Origin of the sequence: Flammeovirga agarivorans (assembly GCF_012641475.1) — a bacterium.
Taxonomy (GTDB): Bacteria; Bacteroidota; Bacteroidia; order Cytophagales; family Flammeovirgaceae; genus Flammeovirga; species Flammeovirga agarivorans.
In genome coordinates this window covers 79,298-101,072 of record NZ_JABAIL010000008.1, presented here as the reverse complement: position 1 = coordinate 101,072, position 21,775 = coordinate 79,298, and the positions used below count along the sequence as shown (strand labels likewise).

11 protein-coding genes are annotated in these 21,775 nt (G+C 34.9%); 3 read left to right on the top strand and 8 right to left on the bottom strand.

The annotated features are described in order from the left end of the window. Positions 1-83: 83 nt before the first annotated feature. Entirely contained in the window at positions 84-749 is a 666-nt protein-coding gene (locus HGP29_RS21815; RefSeq protein ID WP_211093378.1) for a LytR/AlgR family response regulator transcription factor, read from the bottom strand. Continuing rightward, entirely contained in the window at positions 746-1,852 is a 1,107-nt protein-coding gene (locus HGP29_RS21810; protein ID WP_168884565.1) for a sensor histidine kinase, read from the bottom strand. The genes HGP29_RS21815 and HGP29_RS21810 overlap by 4 nt, the downstream gene beginning before the upstream one ends. Positions 1,853-2,059: 207 nt before the next feature. On the opposite strand from HGP29_RS21810, the gene HGP29_RS21805 reads away from it, so the two are divergent. The 3 genes from HGP29_RS21805 (at position 2,060) to HGP29_RS21795 (ending at position 4,803) form a co-directional block, all read left to right on the top strand. After that, a complete protein-coding gene (locus tag HGP29_RS21805; RefSeq protein WP_168884564.1) occupies positions 2,060-2,443 on the top strand; it encodes a hypothetical protein in 384 nt (127 codons plus the stop codon). A gap of 381 nt (positions 2,444-2,824) precedes the next feature. Continuing rightward, on the top strand, positions 2,825-3,355 hold the full coding sequence (locus tag HGP29_RS21800) for a hypothetical protein (protein ID WP_168884563.1): 531 nt from the start codon (positions 2,825-2,827) through the stop codon (positions 3,353-3,355). 164 nt (positions 3,356-3,519) lie between these two features. After that, positions 3,520-4,803 carry a C45 family autoproteolytic acyltransferase/hydolase gene (locus tag HGP29_RS21795; protein WP_168884562.1) on the top strand — a complete coding sequence of 428 codons (1,284 nt, stop codon included), beginning with the start codon at positions 3,520-3,522 and terminating at the stop codon, positions 4,801-4,803. A 73-nt stretch (positions 4,804-4,876) separates the two neighbouring features. Here HGP29_RS21795 and HGP29_RS21790 read toward each other — a convergent pair whose 3' ends face one another. The 6 genes from HGP29_RS21790 to HGP29_RS21765 all read right to left on the bottom strand — a co-directional run bounded on the left by HGP29_RS21790 (position 4,877) and on the right by HGP29_RS21765 (position 21,518). Then, positions 4,877-8,887: a T9SS type A sorting domain-containing protein gene (locus HGP29_RS21790; protein ID WP_168884561.1), complete on the bottom strand. Its 4,011-nt coding sequence runs from the start codon at positions 8,885-8,887 to the stop codon at positions 4,877-4,879. A 279-nt stretch (positions 8,888-9,166) separates the two neighbouring features. After that, entirely contained in the window at positions 9,167-12,889 is a 3,723-nt protein-coding gene (locus tag HGP29_RS21785) for an Ig-like domain-containing protein (protein WP_168884560.1), read from the bottom strand. A gap of 432 nt (positions 12,890-13,321) precedes the next feature. Beyond that, positions 13,322-13,642, bottom strand: coding sequence for a hypothetical protein (locus tag HGP29_RS21780; RefSeq protein ID WP_168884559.1), 321 nt, complete (start codon positions 13,640-13,642; stop codon positions 13,322-13,324). A 175-nt stretch (positions 13,643-13,817) separates the two neighbouring features. After that, the gene (locus HGP29_RS21775) at positions 13,818-16,070 is read right to left on the bottom strand and encodes an Ig-like domain-containing protein (protein ID WP_168884558.1); all 2,253 of its coding nucleotides are present in this window, start codon (positions 16,068-16,070) and stop codon (positions 13,818-13,820) included. Positions 16,071-16,243: 173 nt separating this feature from the next. Continuing rightward, positions 16,244-17,890 carry an arylsulfatase gene (locus HGP29_RS21770; protein WP_168884557.1) on the bottom strand — a complete coding sequence of 549 codons (1,647 nt, stop codon included), beginning with the start codon at positions 17,888-17,890 and terminating at the stop codon, positions 16,244-16,246. Between the two features lie 241 nt (positions 17,891-18,131). Further along, a complete protein-coding gene (locus tag HGP29_RS21765; protein WP_211093377.1) occupies positions 18,132-21,518 on the bottom strand; it encodes an Ig-like domain-containing protein in 3,387 nt (1,128 codons plus the stop codon). Between the last annotated feature and the right edge of the window lie 257 nt (positions 21,519-21,775).

Genomic DNA, 21,775 nt, shown 5'->3' with positions numbered 1-21,775 from the left:
AATTTATAGTCTATTTCAAAAGTAGTAATAATGAAGGGAGAATATGAGTATTGAATTGATGAAGGTGATGCATATGTTGATCACTATAAGTAAAGTTGATCCAACAACTGCTTCTTATATTTCTGTCCTATGGGGATGGAATGTTTTTGAATAACGATAGTATTGCCTTCTATACTTTCTATCCATTTTTCATTGACTATATATGATTTATGAATTCGAATAAAACCTCCTTTTTGTGATAGAAACTCATCATAATAAGAAAGCTTCTGATAACAAATCACAGGTTTATCTTTCACTACCAATTTCACATAATTACCACAGCCTTCTACGTACTGTAAGTCTTTAATATCAATATTGATTAGTTTTTTCTCAGACTTTACAAAAAATTGATCTTTCAAAGACACCTTCTTTTCTAATTTGTTAATCGCGGTCATGAATCGGCTGAAGCTAAAAGGCTTTAGTAGGTAATCGACGACATTAAGTTCAAAACCTTCTACTGCGTATTCCTTATAAGCAGAAGTTACAATTACCTGAGGGGCCTTTGGGAGTGAACGAAGTAATTCAAACCCATTCATTTTAGGCATATTAATATCTAAAAAGATCAAGTCTAAACTTTGTTCATGCATCAGCTCGATAGCTTCAAATGCATCATAAGCGTTGCCTTTCTTTTCTAAATAATTGAATTTTTCACAATACCCTTCTATTATTCTATGGGCTATTGGTTCGTCATCGATGATAATGTAGTTCATGATAGATCGATAGTCAAAAGTGTTTTGTAGGTGTTAATTCCTTTAATTTCTTCAAATGTATATTTATCTGGATAGATTAATTCTAATCTTTTCTTCAAATTTTCAAGGCCTATTCCAACGCGGTGATCCTGCATTGCTTTGTCAAAATTATTTTCAATAGTGAAAGCGACAGAATTTCCATATTCTTCAATTTCGATGAATATGTAGGCGTTTTCCACAAGTGTTTCAACACCATGTTTAAATGAATTTTCTAGTAGAATGATATACAATAACGGTGCTATTTCAAACTCAGAAATTACCGAGTTGATAAAATGTACCTGTACATTCTTCTGATAGCGAATTTTATGTAACTCTATATAATTTTCAAGGTATTTAATCTCTTCCTGAATGGGTACTTTTTCTTCTCTTCCTTCATAAATCGTATAGCGCATCATGTCTCCAAGCTTTAGCACTACCTCTGAAGCCTTATCCGATTTCTCTACTGTAAGCCCATATAAGTTATTGAGGGTGTTAAAGAAAAAATGAGGGTTAATCTGACTTTTTAGAAGTTGTAATTCAGCACTTGCTTTCTCATTTTTTAATGATTTTATCCACTTCCATTGTTCATAAACCCACAAACAGAAAAGAATAGGAATTGATAAAGCCAAAGAAATCGTAATCGTCTCAAACCTTTCATGTTCATCCATGCCAATGTTACATAACAGTACAATACCCATCATGCATGCATAATAGATATATACATATTTTAGGAAAAACTGTGGAGTGATAAAATAACCAATCATACTAAACCACATCACTACCATAAATATGGTGGTGTAGTTCTCTTGAATTCCAGCACTTTCATCGTAAATATTAATAAAAATAAGAGCGAGAATTACAGCTCCTAATTTTAATAGGGCAGGTACTTTTCTCTTTAAGTAATTGAAGTTGTGAACAATTACTGAGGATAGTCCTGACCAAAACAAGAATATAGCCACTACTTCTCCTTCCCTATCAAAAGGAATGATGATCATGTCCATCAATGACATAAGAATAAGCATAAAGAAGACGAATGAAGATCCAATGATTATTGATCTGCCGTATTTTTGTATTTTATTTTTCATGATTCTAAAGTAGCGTTAGACCAGTAGGTCAACAATTTTTTTATGTCAACCTGCTTATTTTCATGACAAACACTATCAACCAAGACAAGATACTCTTTCTCAAGCAAAAAATTTATGCTTTAGCGTAGAAGAATTTTAAAATGTATTTTTGAAAGTAATCCTTTAAAGAGTATTTTGGCTATTCAATAATTATGAAAATACATTTCAATGGGGGCAAAAAATAAAAAAGCAAATAAAGATACAAGTATATCGGTAAGGGTAAATTCTGACCTGCTCAACTTGTATAGAAAAGAGATTAAAAACAGTGAGAAAACTGTTGCTGAAAATCAAGACTTACTTTTAATAAGTACTATTTTACAAAGAAATACAGAGTTTGAAAAAGGCTTTGAAGAATCGCCTTTAATGTCCATGACAAGAATTGCACTCTCACTTGCCACCAACAATGAAAACTTTGATTACATCTCCGCTATTGAGTATGTAGAGAAAAACGGGAAAGAAATATACGATATGTGTACAACCATGTCAAAATTAACTGGAAAGACTTTTAATGATGTTATAGACTCCATTGTTTCTCAAATAGAGATTAAATAATCACCTATCCGTTACAAAAAATAATAAGAGGCAGAGTTGCCTCTTTTTTTATGCACTTTTGATTTTAAACTGACTATAAGACCATTCTTAATTCTGTTTTTTTGACATGTCATTTTATATATATAATACATTTCATAATTAAGAAAAGTTAAATACATTATTCACTGTAACCCTTTTTGAATAACTACGTCTCAATACTATATAAAATGACATTTCATTTTTAATTATTTTGAAATACATTAGTTGTAAGTTTTAGATGATGTTTGCTAACACTTCAATCTGTTTCATTTCAGCTATTAAGAATTTAACTCTGAGCGAGAAATTGTCTACTGTCAATTCGAAGCTCAAAAATCAATTTTATTAATCACAAAAATCAAAACAATGAAAAACGGAAAATTATTAACTACTGCATTTTATCTTCTTTTCTCCATCTCTATGGGGGTCATCTTTTCTTCTTTGACTTCTTGTAGTAAAGAAAAGAATAACGATCCTAATCCAACCCCTCCTAAACCTGAGGCAAAGGCAGGTTTCTCTTTTAAAAATATGATCGTTGATATGTCGGAGTATGACTTGGACGATTTATGCCCTGCCACTGATGAGGTACGATTTAAAATATGGGATGCTTATGGTAATGAAGAGGACGTTACTATTGCTGAAACCGAAGACTTATGGCAATTAAAGGAAGAAGGTTTGTTGCAAATCACATTACAAACGAAAATTATAATTACAAAAGAAAAACCCGTTTACTTCATTGGTTATCCGAAATCAGAAGTGGATAAAATGATAGTCCCCAAACAAGTAAAACGAGAGATGAGAATCCCTGAAGAATTGCATGGGGAAATTCCTACTGATAAGATCGTCGAGACCGATTTCAATCTATATATCCATGACTTTAAAAGAAATAAAAAATAGTAGATAAATGGATAAGACACCTATAATTAACTAATCTATTACGGGTTCTTTACCCCTCGTAGTTATCGGAAATTTACTTTGATAACCACAAAACGTTTTCTTTACATTACTACTTAACAAAGGAGGAGTATTCAGTTACTCCTCCCTCTCAAAACATGAATTTTATGAATAAAATAAAGATAAATCAAATCAGATTCATTCTCGTTTGGATGGTAACCATTTGGGCATTTCCTACTAACTCTTATGCAGGAGTTCCACCGATTTATTACCAAATTGAGTTAAATGAAAATAGCCATTATTACACAGTACAGGCAGAAGGAACTCCTTTTGAAAGAGGATTTACCCACGGCAAAAAGCTGAAAAAAGAAATTAGGTATGCCATTAACCGCTTTAAGTACGATTTAACTGTACCTATGATGCAGTCTGTTGGTTTACCAGCAGAGTATCATCGATACCACAACTATGTGCTTCAAAACACTGGATTTATAGAAGCGATAAAAACACAAACCCCTGATCTTCTCGAAGAGTTAGAAGGAATCGCTAAAGGAGCTGAAGTTAACCTTGAAGACCTATTGGTGTACAATATTAGCTTTGATGAGATATTTGCAGTACTCGAAAAGATGACAGGGCATAATCCTGCTTTTATCGAAGGAAATGATTTAAATGGTCATTGTAGTTTTGGATCAATCCGTGGCAAAAAGAGAACGACATCTATCTATACTTGTGATTGGGCTCGTCCTTTTGAAGGCTCTCAATGCCTGATGGTGTATAAAAAGTTTGATGGAACGACGATGTTGATTACTGGGTATGTGGGCACTGTTGGTATACAAGGGGTTAATCTCAGTAATGGGTTTTCTGTAAATGCACATTCAAAATTTGATCTTAATGCAAACCTCAATGGTTTACCTTCTTTATTCTTTGCTAGAAGATTAATGGAAGCTAAAGATAAACACGATGCGGTAGTAAAATTATCAGAAACTAAGATCGCTGTTGGTTTAGGCTATGTGATTACAGATAAAAATGGTTCTGTATCCTATGAAGTTTCTCCGAATCAAACAGAAAAGTATAACCCTGGAAGTCACTGGTTTGCTATAGCAAATGCTGCTAGAGTAAATAATGATTTAAAAGCTTCAGTGAAAGAGCACTTTAAATTAGATGAACAGGTCAACATGAAAAGACTTCCAAAAGGATATTGGGAACACAATGCAGACAGTGAAACTCGATATTCAATGATTAAGGAAGAATTAACGGATAAAAAATGGATGACGGTTTACGAATGGGTTAATCTATTTAAACAATACCCCATTGGAAAGTATGTTGATGAGAATCAAGCAACAACCAACTTCTGGATAATTGTAGAGTTTTCTGATAAATACATAGATATATGCACCGCCCCCGGTGTACCTGGCGAATTACAGGCAGAAACAATACGTGTGAAATACCAATAATAACAATGCGTTAGAGAAGTAGTGATAAAGGATTAGTGTCGTTTGACCTAATCCTTTTTACACTATATTCGTCTTATTCAACTATAAATCTAGCTGTGATATTTTCTCCATTATTGTCTGTCAATAATATCACATAAGTCCCTTTAGGATATTGGCTTACATTAATTTCTAACTCACTTAATAAATCATTTTGATATATAAGTTTACCCATGATATCATAGATCTTTACTGTTTTATGCTGATGATCGTTTGTTTCTATAGTCAGCACTTCTTTCGTTGGATTTGGAAAGACTTTAAGTAATAATCCATCGTCAAAGATTTGATTAGGTATATATTCAGCATCACCTAATCTTTTAATTTTAATGGAATCTACCCAAACATTTCCTCCTTTGCTATCAGTACTTGACCATTCAACTTTCACATCTTCACTATTGGGGTCTGTATTGAAAATGATACTTTGTTCATTATTTTGAATACTGCTTATTTCTTGTTTTGTGATTAACTCTTCGTCTTTATCAAAAACACTGAATTGTAACGTTTGATTTTCCAATTGAGCAGTAAAGACAATTTCATATTGAGAATTAGAAGCTGTTTTAATCCACTGTGATAGTTTCGCATTAGCTCCTATTTTAGCAGACGAATTATCAATATTTACTGTTCCTTGAGTTTCCCAACATGAAAGCTCTTTCTCAAAGTCTGGATTCAATACATAAGCTGTTTTCTTAAAAACAACCTCATCTAGATATGATTTTCCTGTACTACCTTTTGTTCTTTCAAATACAATCTGCAATGAGTCTGTTACTTCCTCAGTTGTAAACATTAATCGGTATCCGGTATAATTTTCACTGTTCACCTCAATCGCTCTAATTGTTTTTCCATCATTATCCTGAATAGATAAAACGGCATTGCCATTCTCTATATCTTGTACTCTTGCAAACGCACTTAATGTATATGTGGTATTTGGCAATACTCTTCTCCATGAGTTCAGTTGCCCTGTTCCTGTTAACTCTGCAGCATATACACCATAATAGGCAGAAGTTGTAGCCATCACTTGATCATCAGAATTCCAATTGATAAGTTTTGCTTCAAAATCACCATTTTCATGAAGTCCTTCCAGAGGTGCTTGCTCAAGTTCTACTCTTAAGATTCTGGGTACACCTTTTGGAATCTTTATCGCGATTTCATTTTCAGTACTAGACAGTATACCTAAGGAGTTTCCTGAGAGTTGATCAATAACTTCACAAGATCCTGTTAAAGTATTTCCTGCTTTAAAGCTAACTAAACTTTCTTCTGGAGTTAGAAAGCTGTTCCCCATTAACATGACATAATACGTTAATGGATCATTATCTTTCCTTAATGTCTGCCAGAAACAAGTCCCATCAACATAGAAATCTAAATTTTTCTTTTGTACTCTCAGTTCTGAAAGTATATGTTCTCGACCTTGTTGTAAAGAAAAGTCATCCCAAGAATCCCCGTTTGTTTGGTAGGCCACATTACACCAATTATTACCCTCGACTTCAACGCTTTGACGATGAGGAACGAAGGTAACAAATCCGCCTTCTGAGGTAGGTAGCATATTATCAAACCTTCTTTTTGCATTGCTGATATAGCTTGTTACATCTGTTTGAGGTACATCATTAAAAGCATTCCAACATGCTAATCTACTTAGTACATATTCCTTTATGTCAGCATTGTATAACTCATGGTCATGCTTATAATGTTGCTCTTTCATACGTTCAGTACCATTATAAAGCGTTACTGCAACAGGTGAAATCCCTTTCATTTCACTTGGACTTTGGGCATGTGGGTAAATACCACTTTCTACTATTTTCAAGAAATTCAAAACCCCCTTCTGATAGGCCTGTGTCCATTCTTCTTCTTTATCAGAAACATCACCTCTAGTGTATAAAGGATTTTCTTTACTAGTCACTGAGGTTAACCTAAAAACCTTAGCTCCTAAGGCATATTGAGATAGCATTTGTCTTAAGACTACATGAGCATTACGCATACCACCCCATTCTGCTACTCTATTTGGAGTCAGGTTATCTCCAATAATATTACAACCCCAGTTTTTAACGTCTCCATTCATCCATAAACCTACTCTTTCTTGAATACTTAAATCTTGTACCCCTACATTCGAATTCTCAACTCCTGGTACTAAAATATCTCTGTATTTAGGGAAATATTCATCCCCTTGTTCTTGAGAAAAAGAACTTATTATTGCTCCTTTTGCACATAACATTATCATAGGTGGTTTTGCCTTAATGGCTTCAGCTTTTTCTAAAACTGCATCCAACATTGGGGTATAAAAATCGAAGTATTCGTCTGTTCTTAATTCTTTAGATCTAGCCATCATGTAACATTCTCCATCTACGATCGAAGCTTCGTAGATGGATGCCAGTGTTTCAGGAGTCATGTATAAATGACTACCATGACCAATGATAATACTAAAGTATACACCCTTATTTGCTAATGCCTTACAAAAAGCAATTACTCCCTCAGCTGTAATTTTTGGGTTCTCATCTTGGGTTGTTTCGCCATAGATGGCAGTATTCATGGTCAGGGCTAGTCGAACATTCTTACTTCCTCCAATTTTAGCATACCATTTTTGCATTTCATCGTAGGCTGCTTGTGCTCTTATATTACAATTATCAGCGGTCATGTCCCAACCTAGCCATCCTCCAAATGAAGAACTTACAAACCAGATGGGTTCACGGTTTTCCTCTTTTTCTTCTGTCTTAATTTGTTGGAGGCTGTTCGTCAGTTCATCAAGGTTATCATTCACTTCTTTAAAAGCTCCTCGATAAGCAATTTTTCTTGCTTGCTGCTGCCAATCAGAAGTACTAACATCTACTACATAGAAATGATCATCACCATTCATAGGTCCCGACAGCACTATTTTATCATATCCTCCATTTCTAACTTCTAATCGGGCAATACTTGTAAAATGATAATCAGAATGTGCCCATGTATATTCTTCTATAGAAAATGCCTTTTCATCAACATTATATTTTGATAAGAAAAGATCATCGCCATATAAAGTAAATAATTCCTTTGCTTCATCAGTTGTAAAATTACCAGGCAAACCATGTTGCATCAGGTATTTTCCAGTGTTTGTTATATGGTCTTTGTTTTTATATCCTAGAAGGCCCTTTAAGTATTGCTTAGCAAAGTCTTCATACTTTTTGAGTGTAAGCTTCTCATCTTCCTCCAGCATTGTTGAAAATTCTTTTGAACCCACTCCATTTTCTGGATGAAATACTCCCCAATGAGCTACAATATCTTCGTCTCCATCATTATCTATATCATAAGCAAAAGGTAATTGTTTGTCAGTAAAGCCCAAACCAGGAGTAGTGTTATCAGAAATAAAACCTGTATCTCCATTCCAATAACTAGGACGGGTATAAGTAGAAATATCCAACACATCTAAGAAGTTATTCCCTTCAAAACTCCTTCGATTAATAAATACAGCAACTTCATCACTCCCATCTCCATCAAAATCACCAGCTACCAAATGACGAATCAATCCAGCTAAATTACCTGATTTATCTGTTTTAGGTCGAACGGTTTTTTGTAATTCCAAATCAGTATTAAAGAAGTAAACAAGTCCATCTACTCCCGAGGTCATAATTATAGTTTCCCCATCAGAGTTCTTACCTACTGTTGCTGTATACAAAGCTCCTGTACTAACATTCTTATCTTTTAATAGTTTTCCTGTAGAGGACAGTATTCTTAAATGTCCATCCGTACCGGGCAAAATTATCTCCTCCCCTTTACTGCTTGCTATTAACTCTTCAGCAAATATTCTGATACCAAGACTAGGTAGATCGGTATATTCCCACAATCGATTATCTGCCTCAGGAGATGTTATTTCAGAAGGCCTTTGAAATGCAATTACTTTTCCTTCCACTGTCATTGCAATCACATAATCTTTATAACCTACACCATCTAAATCTGCTGTTGTTACATGAATTAGATTGTCTCCCTGTGTATTGTAAGGTTGAAAATGAGAAAGGTTTTCTTGTGAAAAGGCAAAATATGAAGTAAAAAATGTAAGTTGAAAAAATATAAATAGCCGCTGCATAAATCTGCTTAGTTTGATTGCACTGAAGTAATAATTCAATGACAATAAAAGTCTTTTTAGATAAAAATATGAACACAGAAAAGTGTGAGATTAACACAAAGCATTAATTATTAATACAATAGTTCATTAAGGAAAAGAGATAGTGATTGAGAGAAATACCCTAAGTGAAAATATTTTACCATAAGATCGAAAAACTTCAAGTTCATTAGCGAAGTCTTAAGAAAAACAAAGCAGTATACCAATTAAGATATACTGCTTTTTATCAGTTTTATACCCAATTTATTTTACAATAAAACGGCTTGGGATGCGATGACCATCTTGGTCAGTAACAATGACAATATATGTTCCTTTTGATAATTGCGAAACAGGGATTTTGAGAGAACTATCAAACTGTTTCTGCAGGATAGAATGACCTACTAAATCAAAGATTTCAAGTGATTTTTCACCTTTATGATTCTCCAATCTAAAAGTGATATAATTAGAGGCAGGATTTGGATAAACCATTAAGTTTTCCAGTTCATTTTCTAATGTCTCTGCACTAATTTTTCTTGCAGAGGAAGCAGGTGCTTTGTACAACATCGCGTTATCTAAATATGCATAACCTGTACCTCCAGAAGGTCTCCAGAAATAAACTTTAATCATCGTCTGATTTGCACCTGTTTCAAAAGCGACCTCGTGATAAGTATAATTTTGGTTGGTAATATTCTTGAATGCAATACCATTAGAATTCTCATCATTTACCCCCAACACTACTCTTTCAGAAGAAGGATTATCTACTTTAGCATATCCAGAGAAAATATAAGATGTATTTGGTTCTACTTCTACAAATTGGTTACATGAAGCTACTCCATTTAATCGTAATGCAGCTCCTTCATAAGCACCACTCGTTGTTGTAGTGATGTTTTGCCAAGTACCCCAATGGTTTAAACCATCTTCAAAATCACCATTTTTAAATGCTTCAATACTTGATGGAGATACTGTTACTTGAGTAGTAGCTGTAAACTCGCCGTCAACTGTTTTCACTGTAATATTGGCCGTTCCAACTCCTTCAGCTGTGACTGTTCCATTAAATACAGTTGCTACCGCACTATTATCACTACTCCAAGTCACTGATTTGTCTGACGCTGTATTTGGTAATACATCTTCAGATAAAACTAAGTCATCACCCACAAACAATGGATTCACTTGTGCTGAGACTGTCACTTCAGTAACAGGTACATATACCGTTGGTTTTTTCACTACTTTCATATTATCTACAGTAGCCACTGCACTACCACTTTGCGGTAACCATGAGTATACTTTTACCGTTTCATTATTTCCAGAATTAAATACCACCTCATGGTATTTGTATACACCAGAGTAAATATCCTTCGATTCCAATCCTTTATTGGCTGCATCATTTACACCTAAAACTACTCTTTTTGATGTATCTGTGATCTTCATGTAAGCGGATAAAATATAGTCGGTATTTTTTTCAACGTCAATCCACTGATTTAAAGATCCTTTTGTTGTAATCGCCATAGCAATATCGCCTTCATATGCATCTGAGGTTTCTTGAGGATTATTCCATGAGTTCCATTCGCTATTGAACCCTTCTTCAAAACCTCCATTAATAACTAAATCTACTTCAGGTTCTACCCCAACCGCTACATTTGTTGATGCTGTATATCCTCCATCAGTTGTTGTTGCTTTTATTAAAACATTTCCATTAGCTACAGCAGTCACTAAACCTGCTTGATCAACAGTCGCAATTGTTTCATCATTACTCGACCATGTTACAGATTTGTGAGTTGCATTGGATGGTAAAAGCGTTGCCGTAAGCTGTACCGTTTCTCCTATTTCAATAGCATTCCCTGCTCCAGAAACTTCTACTCCAGAAACTCGAACATCATCTTTATGATAACCACTGTTAAACGTATTATCGGCTCCGATATTTGGAATTAAATTTCTAACATCCACATCATTACCATAGATGTCTTTTGCAGTATATAGAGAGAAGTTTTCAAAAATACCTTTACCGGCCATTGGGAATGAAGGTTCTGGAAGTACTCTACCACTGTTAATGGCAGGGCTACTTTCTTGTAGGTGATATCCATAAATATCACCTGCTGTTTCATCTACAAAAACAGGGTCTTCACCAATAATTTTATTGTTATCAAGATTTGTGAAAGCAGGTGCAATATCTCCATAGAACATATTGTTGTCTACTATTAATTCACTACCATTTTCAATATCAATCATGACTTCTTCAGCTCCTACTTGTGCTCCATCAATAACCTTAAAGATATTGTTGTAGATATAAGTATTCTTTGCAAAAATTGAGATATCTGGCTTATAACCTGCCTGATCATAAAAAACAGTATTGTTGTAGATAAAGCTACTGTCTGAACGAACAGGATCGTTTCCTGTGCCTACATAACCTGATAACCAAATAGTATATCCATGATGATCTCTAAAACCATCATTTTTACTCACATTATAACGGAAAGTACTGTTAACACATTCTCCCAAAATCTCAACAAATCCACCTTCTGTGTCTTCACTATAATTGTATTGGAATATTGAGTTTTTACAATAGAAATCCACATGACCAGAAGCATAAGTATCACCAAAACCTCTAGATCTAAGTTGCTTGTTGAATTGAACTACAACGTTTCTTGTATTCCAAATCCAGCATCCTTCACCTCTACCATAATAAAGGTCTTGAACATTTTTCTCTCCGACACCTAAATCAATAAATGTATTTTTCTCTACGATCGCATTACAAACTGAAGATAGAATGACACCATCACCACCTAATTTCTCAAAATGACTATTTCGAACTACGAAATTGATATTTCTTTCTTCTTCATCAATTGGGTTATTGACAACGTTGGATAAATGACGAATACTCACCGCTGTTGAACCTAAATTGTAGAAGTAGCAATCCTCAATCAAAACATCATTAATTCCTATTTCTAATTTTGGTGTAACAGTTAAATCGTCTTTATCAGCATCAAAGAAAATACCTTTTGCTGTATAATAATCTAAAGTAAATTTACCCTCAAAATCGAGCATATTGATGGCAAAAACATCTGTGATTTTTAGGTTTCTAAATGTTAGACCTTGGATGACACCACCCCATTTATTTGCAATCACTTTGATACCATAAGCTGTGTTTGTACCCCAAGTGATATCTCCCATGTTTTTACGGTTATTTTTAATCCAAAGTCCATCCATTGTGATGAAACTTGTGTTCGTTAACTTCACTGTCTCTAAATAATCTCCCGTAGGGATATTACCTGAACCTGAAAGTATAGGAAGTTCACCCGTTCCATAACTACCAATTTCGATAGGTTTACCTTCGCTTCCAGAACACAAGACTACTAGTTGCCCTTCAAAAGTATCTCCTTTTCTAAATAGCAGTTTATCTCCCGGATTTAATAACCCACCTTTATTCGACTGCTTTGAAATCGCTGTAGCTTTCGCTAATGTTTTCCAAGGTGAATTGATACTACCATCATTGTTGTCATCACCATCAGCACTAAAATAGTAAGCGTTATAATTTTCTAATAAAGTCACGTAATCAATAGACAACCCCACCGAAGAAGTCGCTGATATTGTTACTGTGTTAGTACCTGCTTCTAATGCGACATCAAGCACTGTCACCTGTGCTGGCCCTTCAAACGCCCAATTGGAAGGAGATAGTGTAACAGAGGTTGTTGCGTTACTATTTACTGTTAAGTCTGCCGCTACTTCGCTTCCTCCATTATAAGAGTAGACTTCCAGTTTGTAAGTTCCTGCAGAAGGTACATCTGTAAAGGTTACTTCCATAGCACCATAAGGCGCTACATTTTTTAATTTCACAAAAGATCCCCCAGAGGCATTTTCATTCGTGGAAATTGAAAATTCGCCGGTAAGATTAGCTGTTTCTCCTTCTTGATCTTCGTTAACTCCTGTAGCATAGAGAAGTTGTCCTAGTGAGAAGAATGTAACTAGAAAAAATAAGTACGTTTTCTTCATAGCATTTAATTCATTAATAAGTAAAAAACCGTGGTATTCATTTTCTATTCATTTCATTATTACGTTCTAATTATGTTGATTTTTAAACCCAAAATTCAACTGAATACCATTTGTGTAAAAAGTGATACTTACTCTTTTGGTAAGCATTTCTTCGATAGAATATTTGTCAATTAAGGAGAAATACGAGAGAGTGAAGGGCACAAAACTGCATTTTGGATAACACAATCTTAGATTTTTTAACAGTAGCAGAATTTTTAACGTAAATAATACACTAATTTAAATTTTGTGCTAAAAAAAACTACCGAATAATCTTCGAATCGTAAGATGTACTTTACTATATATACAATTTATAAAGTGAGTTTCTGACTATATTAAGGAGAGAATATCCATAAAAAAAGGCCTCAAGGTATTTCCTTGAAGCCCACTTAATAATTACATTGCTTTTCCTAATTCCTGAATCAGGATGATTAATCCTAAGATGCCAAAGATAATTCCCCAATACTGCATTTTAATCCAGAAAAGAGAATGATTAGGTTTTAGCAAAATGTCTTGCCCTGTTGATTTGTTCATGAGAATTTGGGTTTTTCCATTCCATTTCTTCCCCATCACCCAGCTAAACACTGCAGTAACGAAAAGGCTAACAATAAAGGCATACGAGGCAAAGTCTCTTGGAACAATTTGTACTAAGCCAAATATCGATACCAATAATACCAATACAGAGAGGCCACCTCTCCCAGACCATACTAAGATCATGTGAATAGTTGAAATTTGTGAGCTTACTTCTATTTTGGGTCTTTGTTCAGCATATTCAGACCTTCTAACTACTCCATTACAATATTTTAGTCACAATTAAAGAGAAAGTGCTTGCTTAATTTCAGTCACAGTAATAGTTGCTTTTTCTTTTTTGCTGATGTTTTGAAGTAGTCTTTTAATATATCACTAGCTTATGAGTAGTTGATACACCTTTTTCATTTGTAATCACCAGGATATAAGTACCTGCAATATAATTATTAAGATCTAAGAATAATGTATCTGAAAATTTATTTTTAAATTTTAATTTCCCAAATACCGAGTAAATAGCTAAATCATGATTCCCTACTGATGTAATCATCACCTTTCCTGTCGTCGGATTAGGGTAAACTTTTGATTGAAATGATGGATCATCCACACCTAAAACCTCACCATTGGAATCAGATTTTATAGTGATGTTTATAGAAGATGTAAAATTGCCTTCTTCGGTAGTTACGGTTACTTTAACCGTTCCCTCAGTCAATGCTTTTACTTTCCCGGTTTGATCTACAGTTGCAATGGACGAATCACTTGAAGTCCATGTCACTTTCTTATTCGTTGCATTTAAAGGCAAAACTTGAGCAACACATTGATTTTCTTCTCCGATGATCAATTCTTTTACCTCATTCTCAATCAACACTGATGATACTGGAAGGGAGGGACCTGCATTAATATCTTCATTAAAGTTATTATCAGCACCAATATTTGATATTAAGTTTCTGACATCTACTTCGTTGCCATAAATATCTGTGGCTGTATATATCGAAATATGTTTGAAAATACCTTCCCCTGCCATTGGAAAAGAAGGTTCAGGAATTTTTCTTCCTGCATTAACAACTGGGCTACTCTCTTTAATCTGATAACCATCTATTCCACTAGTACCCTCGTTGATAAATTCTGGGTCTTCATCGATGATTTTATTATTGTCCAAATCTGTAAAGTCAGTGGAAATATCCCCAAAAAACAAGTTGTTATCTACAATCAATTCACTTCCTTCTTCAATATCAATTTCTACTCCATCTGCTCCTATTGCTGCACCATTTTTCACCTTAAATATATTATTGTAGATATAGGTATTCTTTGCAAAGATTGAGATATCCGGTTGGCAGATTTCCTTGTCGAGATACACCGTATTATTATAGATAAAGTTACTGTCTGAACGTACAGGTTCAACATCCTTACCTACATACCCTGATACCCAAAGCGAATAGCCATGAAAATCACGTTGTCCATCATTGACACTTACATTATACCTGAATGTACTGTTCACACAATCACCTAAAATCTCTACAAAACCTCCTTCGGTATCTTCGCTGTAATTGTATTGATAAATGGCATTTTTAGTAAAAAAGTCGATATGTCCAGCTGCTCCATACGTATCACCAAATCCTCTTGCTCGATATTGTTTATTGAATTGTACAATCACATTTCGAGCATTCCAAATCCAACAACCTTCTCCTCTACCAAAATATAAATCAGTTGATGATCTATGATCTCCCCAACCTAAATCAATAAAGTCATTATGTTCTACCAAAGCATTATAAACAGACGATAATACGATACCATCCGCTCCAAGCTGTTCGAATGTATTATTACGAATAATGAAGTTCTTATTTCTATCTTCATCATCAATTGGGTTGTTTCTGATATTTGTTAGATGACGAGAAGTTATACCTCTACTACCAATATTGTAGAAATAACAATCTTCTATTAAAACATCTTCTATACCTATCTCTTTGATGGGATTTACAGTAAGATCATTGGATTCTGAATCCAAAAATATGCCATGTACTGAGTAATAATCCAAGGTAAACTTCCCTTCCCAGTCAATCATGTCAATACCAAAAATATCTGTCAGCTTTAGGTTCCTGAATGTTAAGCCTTTTGATATACCTCCCCACTTATTGGCAATTACTTTGATACCAATTGAGTTGTTTGTAGCCCAATTTAGGTTGCCCTTATTTTTTCTATTGTTTTTTATCCAAAGTCCATCCAAAGTAACATGACTTATGTTTATCATTTTTATGGTTTCATGATAATCACCATTCGGTATATTTCCTGAACCTGAAAGAATAGGTAATTCTCCTTCTCCATAATGACCAATTAGAATTGGATTTGATTCCGTTCCTGAAACTGAAAAGATAAGTTGTCCTTCGAAAGTATCACCTGATCTGAATAACACCTGATCACCGGGGTTTAAGATGCCTCCTTTATTAGTCGCTTTCGAAATTTCAGTAGCTTTCTCAAGTGTCTTCCAAGGGGAATTTATCGAGCCATCATTATCGTCATTTCCTTCATTACTAAAATAATATGATCTTGATGTTTCTTGTGAAAAAATGGGATAGGAATACCCTATTAATAAAATCGAAAAGAATAATAAAAACCTGTTCATGTTTGTAGTCATCCAAAAAAGTGAGTGATTATTTGTACTGTCAAGTAAATAAATATTATCAGTCGGTATGAACAGATTTGCCTTAAAAACTAGCATAAAAAAAACATGAAAACCCCATCTACAATTGTAAATGGGGTTAGCCACTATATTCACTCTAATAATATTGTTTCTTATTAAATATCTTTATTGTTTATATCACTTTTTATGCGTTTTCCCCAACCTCTACCATCTAATGGAAGGACATTGTTCGCTTCAGCCCAAGTATTCCATTTTTTCTCAAGGTTCTTCGCAACTTCTGGATATTGCTCAATCAAATTATTTTCCTCTGTTCTATCTACTGTAAGGTCATATAATTTCCATTGCCCTTTGTAAGGAGGCTTATTTCCTTTTAAAGCAACAAGTTTCCATCTTCCTTCTATTATTGCCCTGTCCGCCTCATGCTCAAAATACATGGCTCCTCTATCTTGTATTTCTCCATCGAAAGCCGAAACAAAGCTTTTCCCTTGGTAAGGTTTAATGGTATGGCCTTTGTTTTCTGTTGGATAAGTAGCACCTGTCAATTCCATCAAAGTGGGTAAAATATCCAATACATGTCCAGACTGTTGTGATACTCCTGCCATTCGAATTTTTGAAGGCCAATGAACAATTAAAGGTGTGCTAATTCCTCCTTCATGATTAGAGCTTTTATACAGTCTAAAAGGCGTATTACTCACATTCGCCCAATTTCTACGGTAACTTTGATTGAATGTTTTTCCACCAATATCTTTCATATCTGCTACATTCATCAACTGACCTTCTGGCTCTTTATTCCCTCCATTATCAGAAAGAAACATGATGATCGTATTCTCTAAATCACCTTTCTCTTCTAAAAACTGGATAATCTGTCCAACACCTTGATCCATTCTATCTATCTGTGCTGCATATACTTCCATGTATACTTCCCACATTGCTTTTTCGTCATCAGTAAGTGTATCCCAAGCGGGTATATCTTCAGGTCTTTTGCTTAATGCCCAAGCATCTGCTAAACCTTTCTTTTTCATTTCATTGTATCTTTGCTTCCTGAAGTGGTCCCAACCTTTACTAAACTTTCCCTTATATTTTTTGATATCTTCCTCCAAGGCATGCAAAGGTCGGTGTGGTGCATAATGTGCTACATAGAAAAAATAAGGTTGCTCTTTTTTAGATGTATAATGCTGTTCCAACATTTCTATAGTTGAAGTATTGATCGCTTCAGTCAAGTAAAAATCATCAGCTGGTGGAACAATAGTATTTCCTTTAGTTAAAGTGTTGGGGTCGTAATATCCTCCCCCTCCGGCTAATATTCCATAATATTGATCGAAACCTCTCTGCAATGGCCAATTCTTATTGTCACCTCCCGGTACCATTGTCTTATCGTAAGTTACATGCCATTTTCCTGTCATATAGTTCGCATAACCTGCTGTTTTTAAGACTTCAGCAATGGTTACACTATTTTGACTAATTGCTCCTCTGTACCCAGGTCTTCCAAAATCTGAAGCCGTCATCCAACCTAAATCAGCATTGTGGGCATACAATCCTGTAAGCAAAGTCGCTCTAGTTGGACAGCATCTTCCTGCATTATAAAACTGATTAAAGGTAAGTCCTCCTTTAGCTAATCGGTCGATATTCGGTGTTTCAATTCCAGACCCCATAAAACCAAGGTCTGAGAAACCCATATCATCTGCCATAATCAAGATTATATTCGGTTGTTTTCTTGTCTCTTGTCGAGTAGTCTCACTTTGGGAAGTTTTACAAGAAAAAAACACCAATGTTAGTAGGCTAAAAAAAATTATTCGTTTCATACTTTATTGATTGCTGTGTTCGATCAATACAATAATATGGATGTTTGATAGGTTTAACTGCTACAAATTAGTCAAATGGTAACATAAAATGGTCATGAAAACATAAAAAGGCCCTCCCAAAGAAGGTAATGACTGATTTACACATGTGATGCATAATTTACCCGCTTCAAGAGGAACCTCATTTTATGAAGAGTACATTCTCTCTTCACTTTTAAACCCTATTACAAGTCGTTTTTGGTAGTTATTTAATATAAAGTTTTTCAGAAGATTTATGCCCAAGAGCATCAGTTACTACAATTAAGTATAAACCAGCTTTAAGGTCTGTAACCGATAGCTTTGTTTGATTTTGGAAAGTTTTCTGCAACAATGGTTGTCCTAGAAGACTAAATACATTCACAGTAGCATCTCCATTTACTACATTCGTAGAAATATTCACTACCCCTTTTGCTGGGTTAGGATACATCATTACTGATAACTCCTCTTCCAAAGCTACTTCTTGATTAATACTTCTAGCATTACTTCCCACTTCAGTGATGACGATATTATCTAAATACGCTCCGCCTGTTGACCCATTTGGTCGCCAGAAGCCCAATTTAGTATCTTCACTTTCTGCAGATGTAGTAAACGTAATGGTATAATCTGTCCACTCAGTAGCAAAAATATCTTTGGTGGTATAATTTCCTCCACCAGATTCTCCAGTTACAAAATTTGCCTTTACAGACGCATCGTCTAGTTTAGCAGAGAAAGATACCTCATAAGTTGTATTAGATTTTGTCTTGATATACTGATTTGCTCCACCATACCCAACAACTTTCATCGAAGAAGCGCTATTCGAAACAGTTCCAGAACCCCAAGGGTTCCAACCTAATAACCCTTTATCGAAATTACTATTGATGGCATAAGCCGTTTCTTGTAATGTAATTTCATCTACAAAGGCATTTCCTACTCCATTTCCAGGTCGCCAGAAAAATACTTTCACTGAGTCTGTCGTTGCCTTTGTTGTAAACATAAAGTGATGTAGGGTATACTCAGTATCATAGATTTGAGCATTATCGATACCTTTGTTTTTCTCATCGTTTACACCTAAAACAACACGATCATTTTCAGGATCCAGTACTCTTGCGAATGCGGATAAAGTATACGTTGTATTTGGTTTTACTTTCACCCATTGTCTAATTGACGATGGACCCGTTAACTTCGCTGCAGAATTTCCATGGTATGCATCTGTTGAAGTAGAAGCATCAGCCCAGAATTCCCAATTTGTTAAACCATTTTCAAAACCGTTATTTAATACTTCTGTGATGACATCTAAACCAACATGAATAGTTGCTACCGCAGTTAGCCCCTTATCTTCCGTTGTTACAGTAATCGACACAGAACCATCTCCTACAGCCGTCACTAATCCATTTTGGTCTACTGTTGCAATGTTGGTATCACTACTTGACCAAGTGACATTTTTATTATTCGCGTTCGCAGGAGTAATTCCAGCTGACAATTGTTGCGTATCACCCACTACAAGCTGTGTACTTTGAGGACTAACAGTTACTCCATCTACTCTAATGACAGTAGGGTCTATTTTTGTATTGTAATTGTTATCTGCACCAACGTTAGGATAAAAAGTAGCGATATCCACTTCATTCCCATAGATATCTTGAGTAGCAACCAATGAAATATCTTTAAAAATTCCTTGTCCAGCCATCGGGAAAGTTGGCTCAGGGAAAATTTTACCAGAATCAATTACAGGGCTACCTGAGTTGATTTTATATCCTTCAATATTTTTTGCTCCAGGGTTAACAAAGTTAGGGTCCTGAGTCAATGAAGAATTATCTAGGTTTTTAAAAGCAGAATTGATGTTACCCACAAATAAGTTGTTATCTACGATCAACTCGCCTCCATTTTGGATATCTATCTCTACTTTTTCACCAATGATACCACTTCCTGTTTGTACAAAAATGTTATTGTAGATATAAGTGTCTTCACTAAAAATCGAGAAATCTGGTTTCTGATTCGCATCTAAATAAATAGTGTTATTGTATACATAAACATCATTCGAAGGTACTGGTGTGTTCCCTGTTCCTACATACCCTGAAGTCCAGATTGTGCTTCCATGGAAATCTCTGATTCCATCGTTCACACTAACATTATAACGGTAAGCAACATTGTGGTTATCACCTAATACTTCAACAAAACCACCTTCGCTATCTTCACTATAATTGTACTGGAAAATAATGTTCTTATTACCAAAATCGATGTGCATACCATAAGAATCATTTGGTCCTCTTACACTGTAAGATGCATTGTATTGAGCCAATACATTGACACATTTAAATACCCACATGCCACTTCCTCTTCCGGCCAAACGACCTTCACTACTTTGGCTATGTCCTGAATGATCAAAGTCGTTATTTTCCACTAAAGCATTCAGCATCTTAGAAAGAATCACACCAGAACCACCCGTTTTAAAGAACGTGTTATTTCTAATGATAAAATCACTATTTCTGTTCGTCACATCATTATTAGGGTCATCACTACCTTTATGAATAGCCCATACACCTGCTTTACCTAGGTGAGTAAAATAACAATCCTCAATTAATACATTCTTAATCGTCACTTCTAAATTTGGTTCATTTTGTTCGGATTCAAAGCGTAATCCTGTCACACTATAATCATTGAATTCCTCCGGAACACCAACACCAAAAATATCTGAGAACTTCAGATCTCTAAATACAAGGTCAGATGATACACCGCCCCACTTGTTAGCGACAACTCTTACCCCGTAACTATTAGATTCTCCATAAGTATATCTAGCATTACTTTGTCTGTCGTTTTTAAACCAAAGTTTAGACATCACTACATGTGATACGTTAATCAAACGCATCGCCTCAAAATAGTCACCACCTGCAATGTTTCCTGAACCTGAGATAATTGGGTACTCACCAGTACCATAACTACTCACTTCGATAGGGTTTCCTTCTTCACCCGAACATTTAAATAGAAATTCACCTTCAAAAGTATCTCCAGCTCTGAAGAGCATTTTATCACCTCCAGATAATAAACCTCCACTACTTTGTTTTTCAGCAATAGCAGATGCTTTTGCAAGTGTTTGCCAAGGAGAATTGATACTTCCATCATTTAAATTGTCATCACCATCTGCACTAAAATAAAATACATTGTAATGTTCAGTGACTTCAAACTTATCTAATAAAATATCCGCATCGTGAGGAGCAAGACTAATCGTATTATCTCCACCTAAAAGGTCCACGTCTATTAAAGTCACTTTAGCAGAGTCCTCAAAAGCCCAGTTAGAAGGCTGAATAGTGATAACAGAAGATGTCCCACCGTTTACACTTAAAGATAGACTTTGAGACACTCCACCATTAAAACCATAGATGTGTAATTTGTAGGTTCCTGCTTCAGGAATACTGTTTAAAGGAATGTTGATTGTTCCTTTGTTCCCTTCTGTGTTTTTTAATTTTACAAAACTACCACCTGAAGCATACGTTTTGGAAGAGATGCTTGTATCCCCAGTTAAATTAGTACCCTCTGCTTCGATTACATTCCCATCGGAAGTATTGCCGAATGCAGCTTGTGTCAGAAATAGTAAAGTTGTAATAATCCGTAAATACATTCTTTTCATAGCATTTAATTTGAAGTTTCCGTTCGCTTCCTATACATGAAGTAGCCTAGGATAAAAACTCATGTGTCGTATTGAAAAAAAGGAAGCATATATAATGTTCTTCTAAGCATCTAGAATCTGCTGAAGAACGAATAGTTAACTGAAAGCAAGTTAGTTGTACTCTTTGTTTAGGACGGTCACAACCACACAAATTAAATATCACTGAAATGACTATTTATAACGTAATAACTACACTAATTAATTGATTT

Excerpts from the sequence above, each read along its gene's own strand:
- HGP29_RS21775 (WP_168884558.1), bottom strand. The coding sequence starts at position 16,070 with ATGAACAGGTTTTTATTATTCTTTTCGATTTTATTAATAGGGTATTCC.
- HGP29_RS21780 (WP_168884559.1), bottom strand. The coding sequence starts at position 13,642 with ATGATCTTAGTATGGTCTGGGAGAGGTGGCCTCTCTGTATTGGTATTA.
- HGP29_RS21770 (WP_168884557.1), bottom strand. The coding sequence starts at position 17,890 with ATGAAACGAATAATTTTTTTTAGCCTACTAACATTGGTGTTTTTTTCT.
- HGP29_RS21790 (WP_168884561.1), bottom strand. The coding sequence starts at position 8,887 with ATGCAGCGGCTATTTATATTTTTTCAACTTACATTTTTTACTTCATAT.
- HGP29_RS21765 (WP_211093377.1), bottom strand. The coding sequence starts at position 21,518 with ATGTATTTACGGATTATTACAACTTTACTATTTCTGACACAAGCTGCA.
- HGP29_RS21800 (WP_168884563.1), top strand. The coding sequence starts at position 2,825 with ATGAAAAACGGAAAATTATTAACTACTGCATTTTATCTTCTTTTCTCC.
- HGP29_RS21795 (WP_168884562.1), top strand. The coding sequence starts at position 3,520 with ATGAATAAAATAAAGATAAATCAAATCAGATTCATTCTCGTTTGGATG.
- HGP29_RS21785 (WP_168884560.1), bottom strand. The coding sequence starts at position 12,889 with ATGAAGAAAACGTACTTATTTTTTCTAGTTACATTCTTCTCACTAGGA.
- HGP29_RS21815 (WP_211093378.1), bottom strand. The coding sequence starts at position 749 with ATGAACTACATTATCATCGATGACGAACCAATAGCCCATAGAATAATA.
- HGP29_RS21805 (WP_168884564.1), top strand. The coding sequence starts at position 2,060 with ATGGGGGCAAAAAATAAAAAAGCAAATAAAGATACAAGTATATCGGTA.
- HGP29_RS21810 (WP_168884565.1), bottom strand. The coding sequence starts at position 1,852 with ATGAAAAATAAAATACAAAAATACGGCAGATCAATAATCATTGGATCT.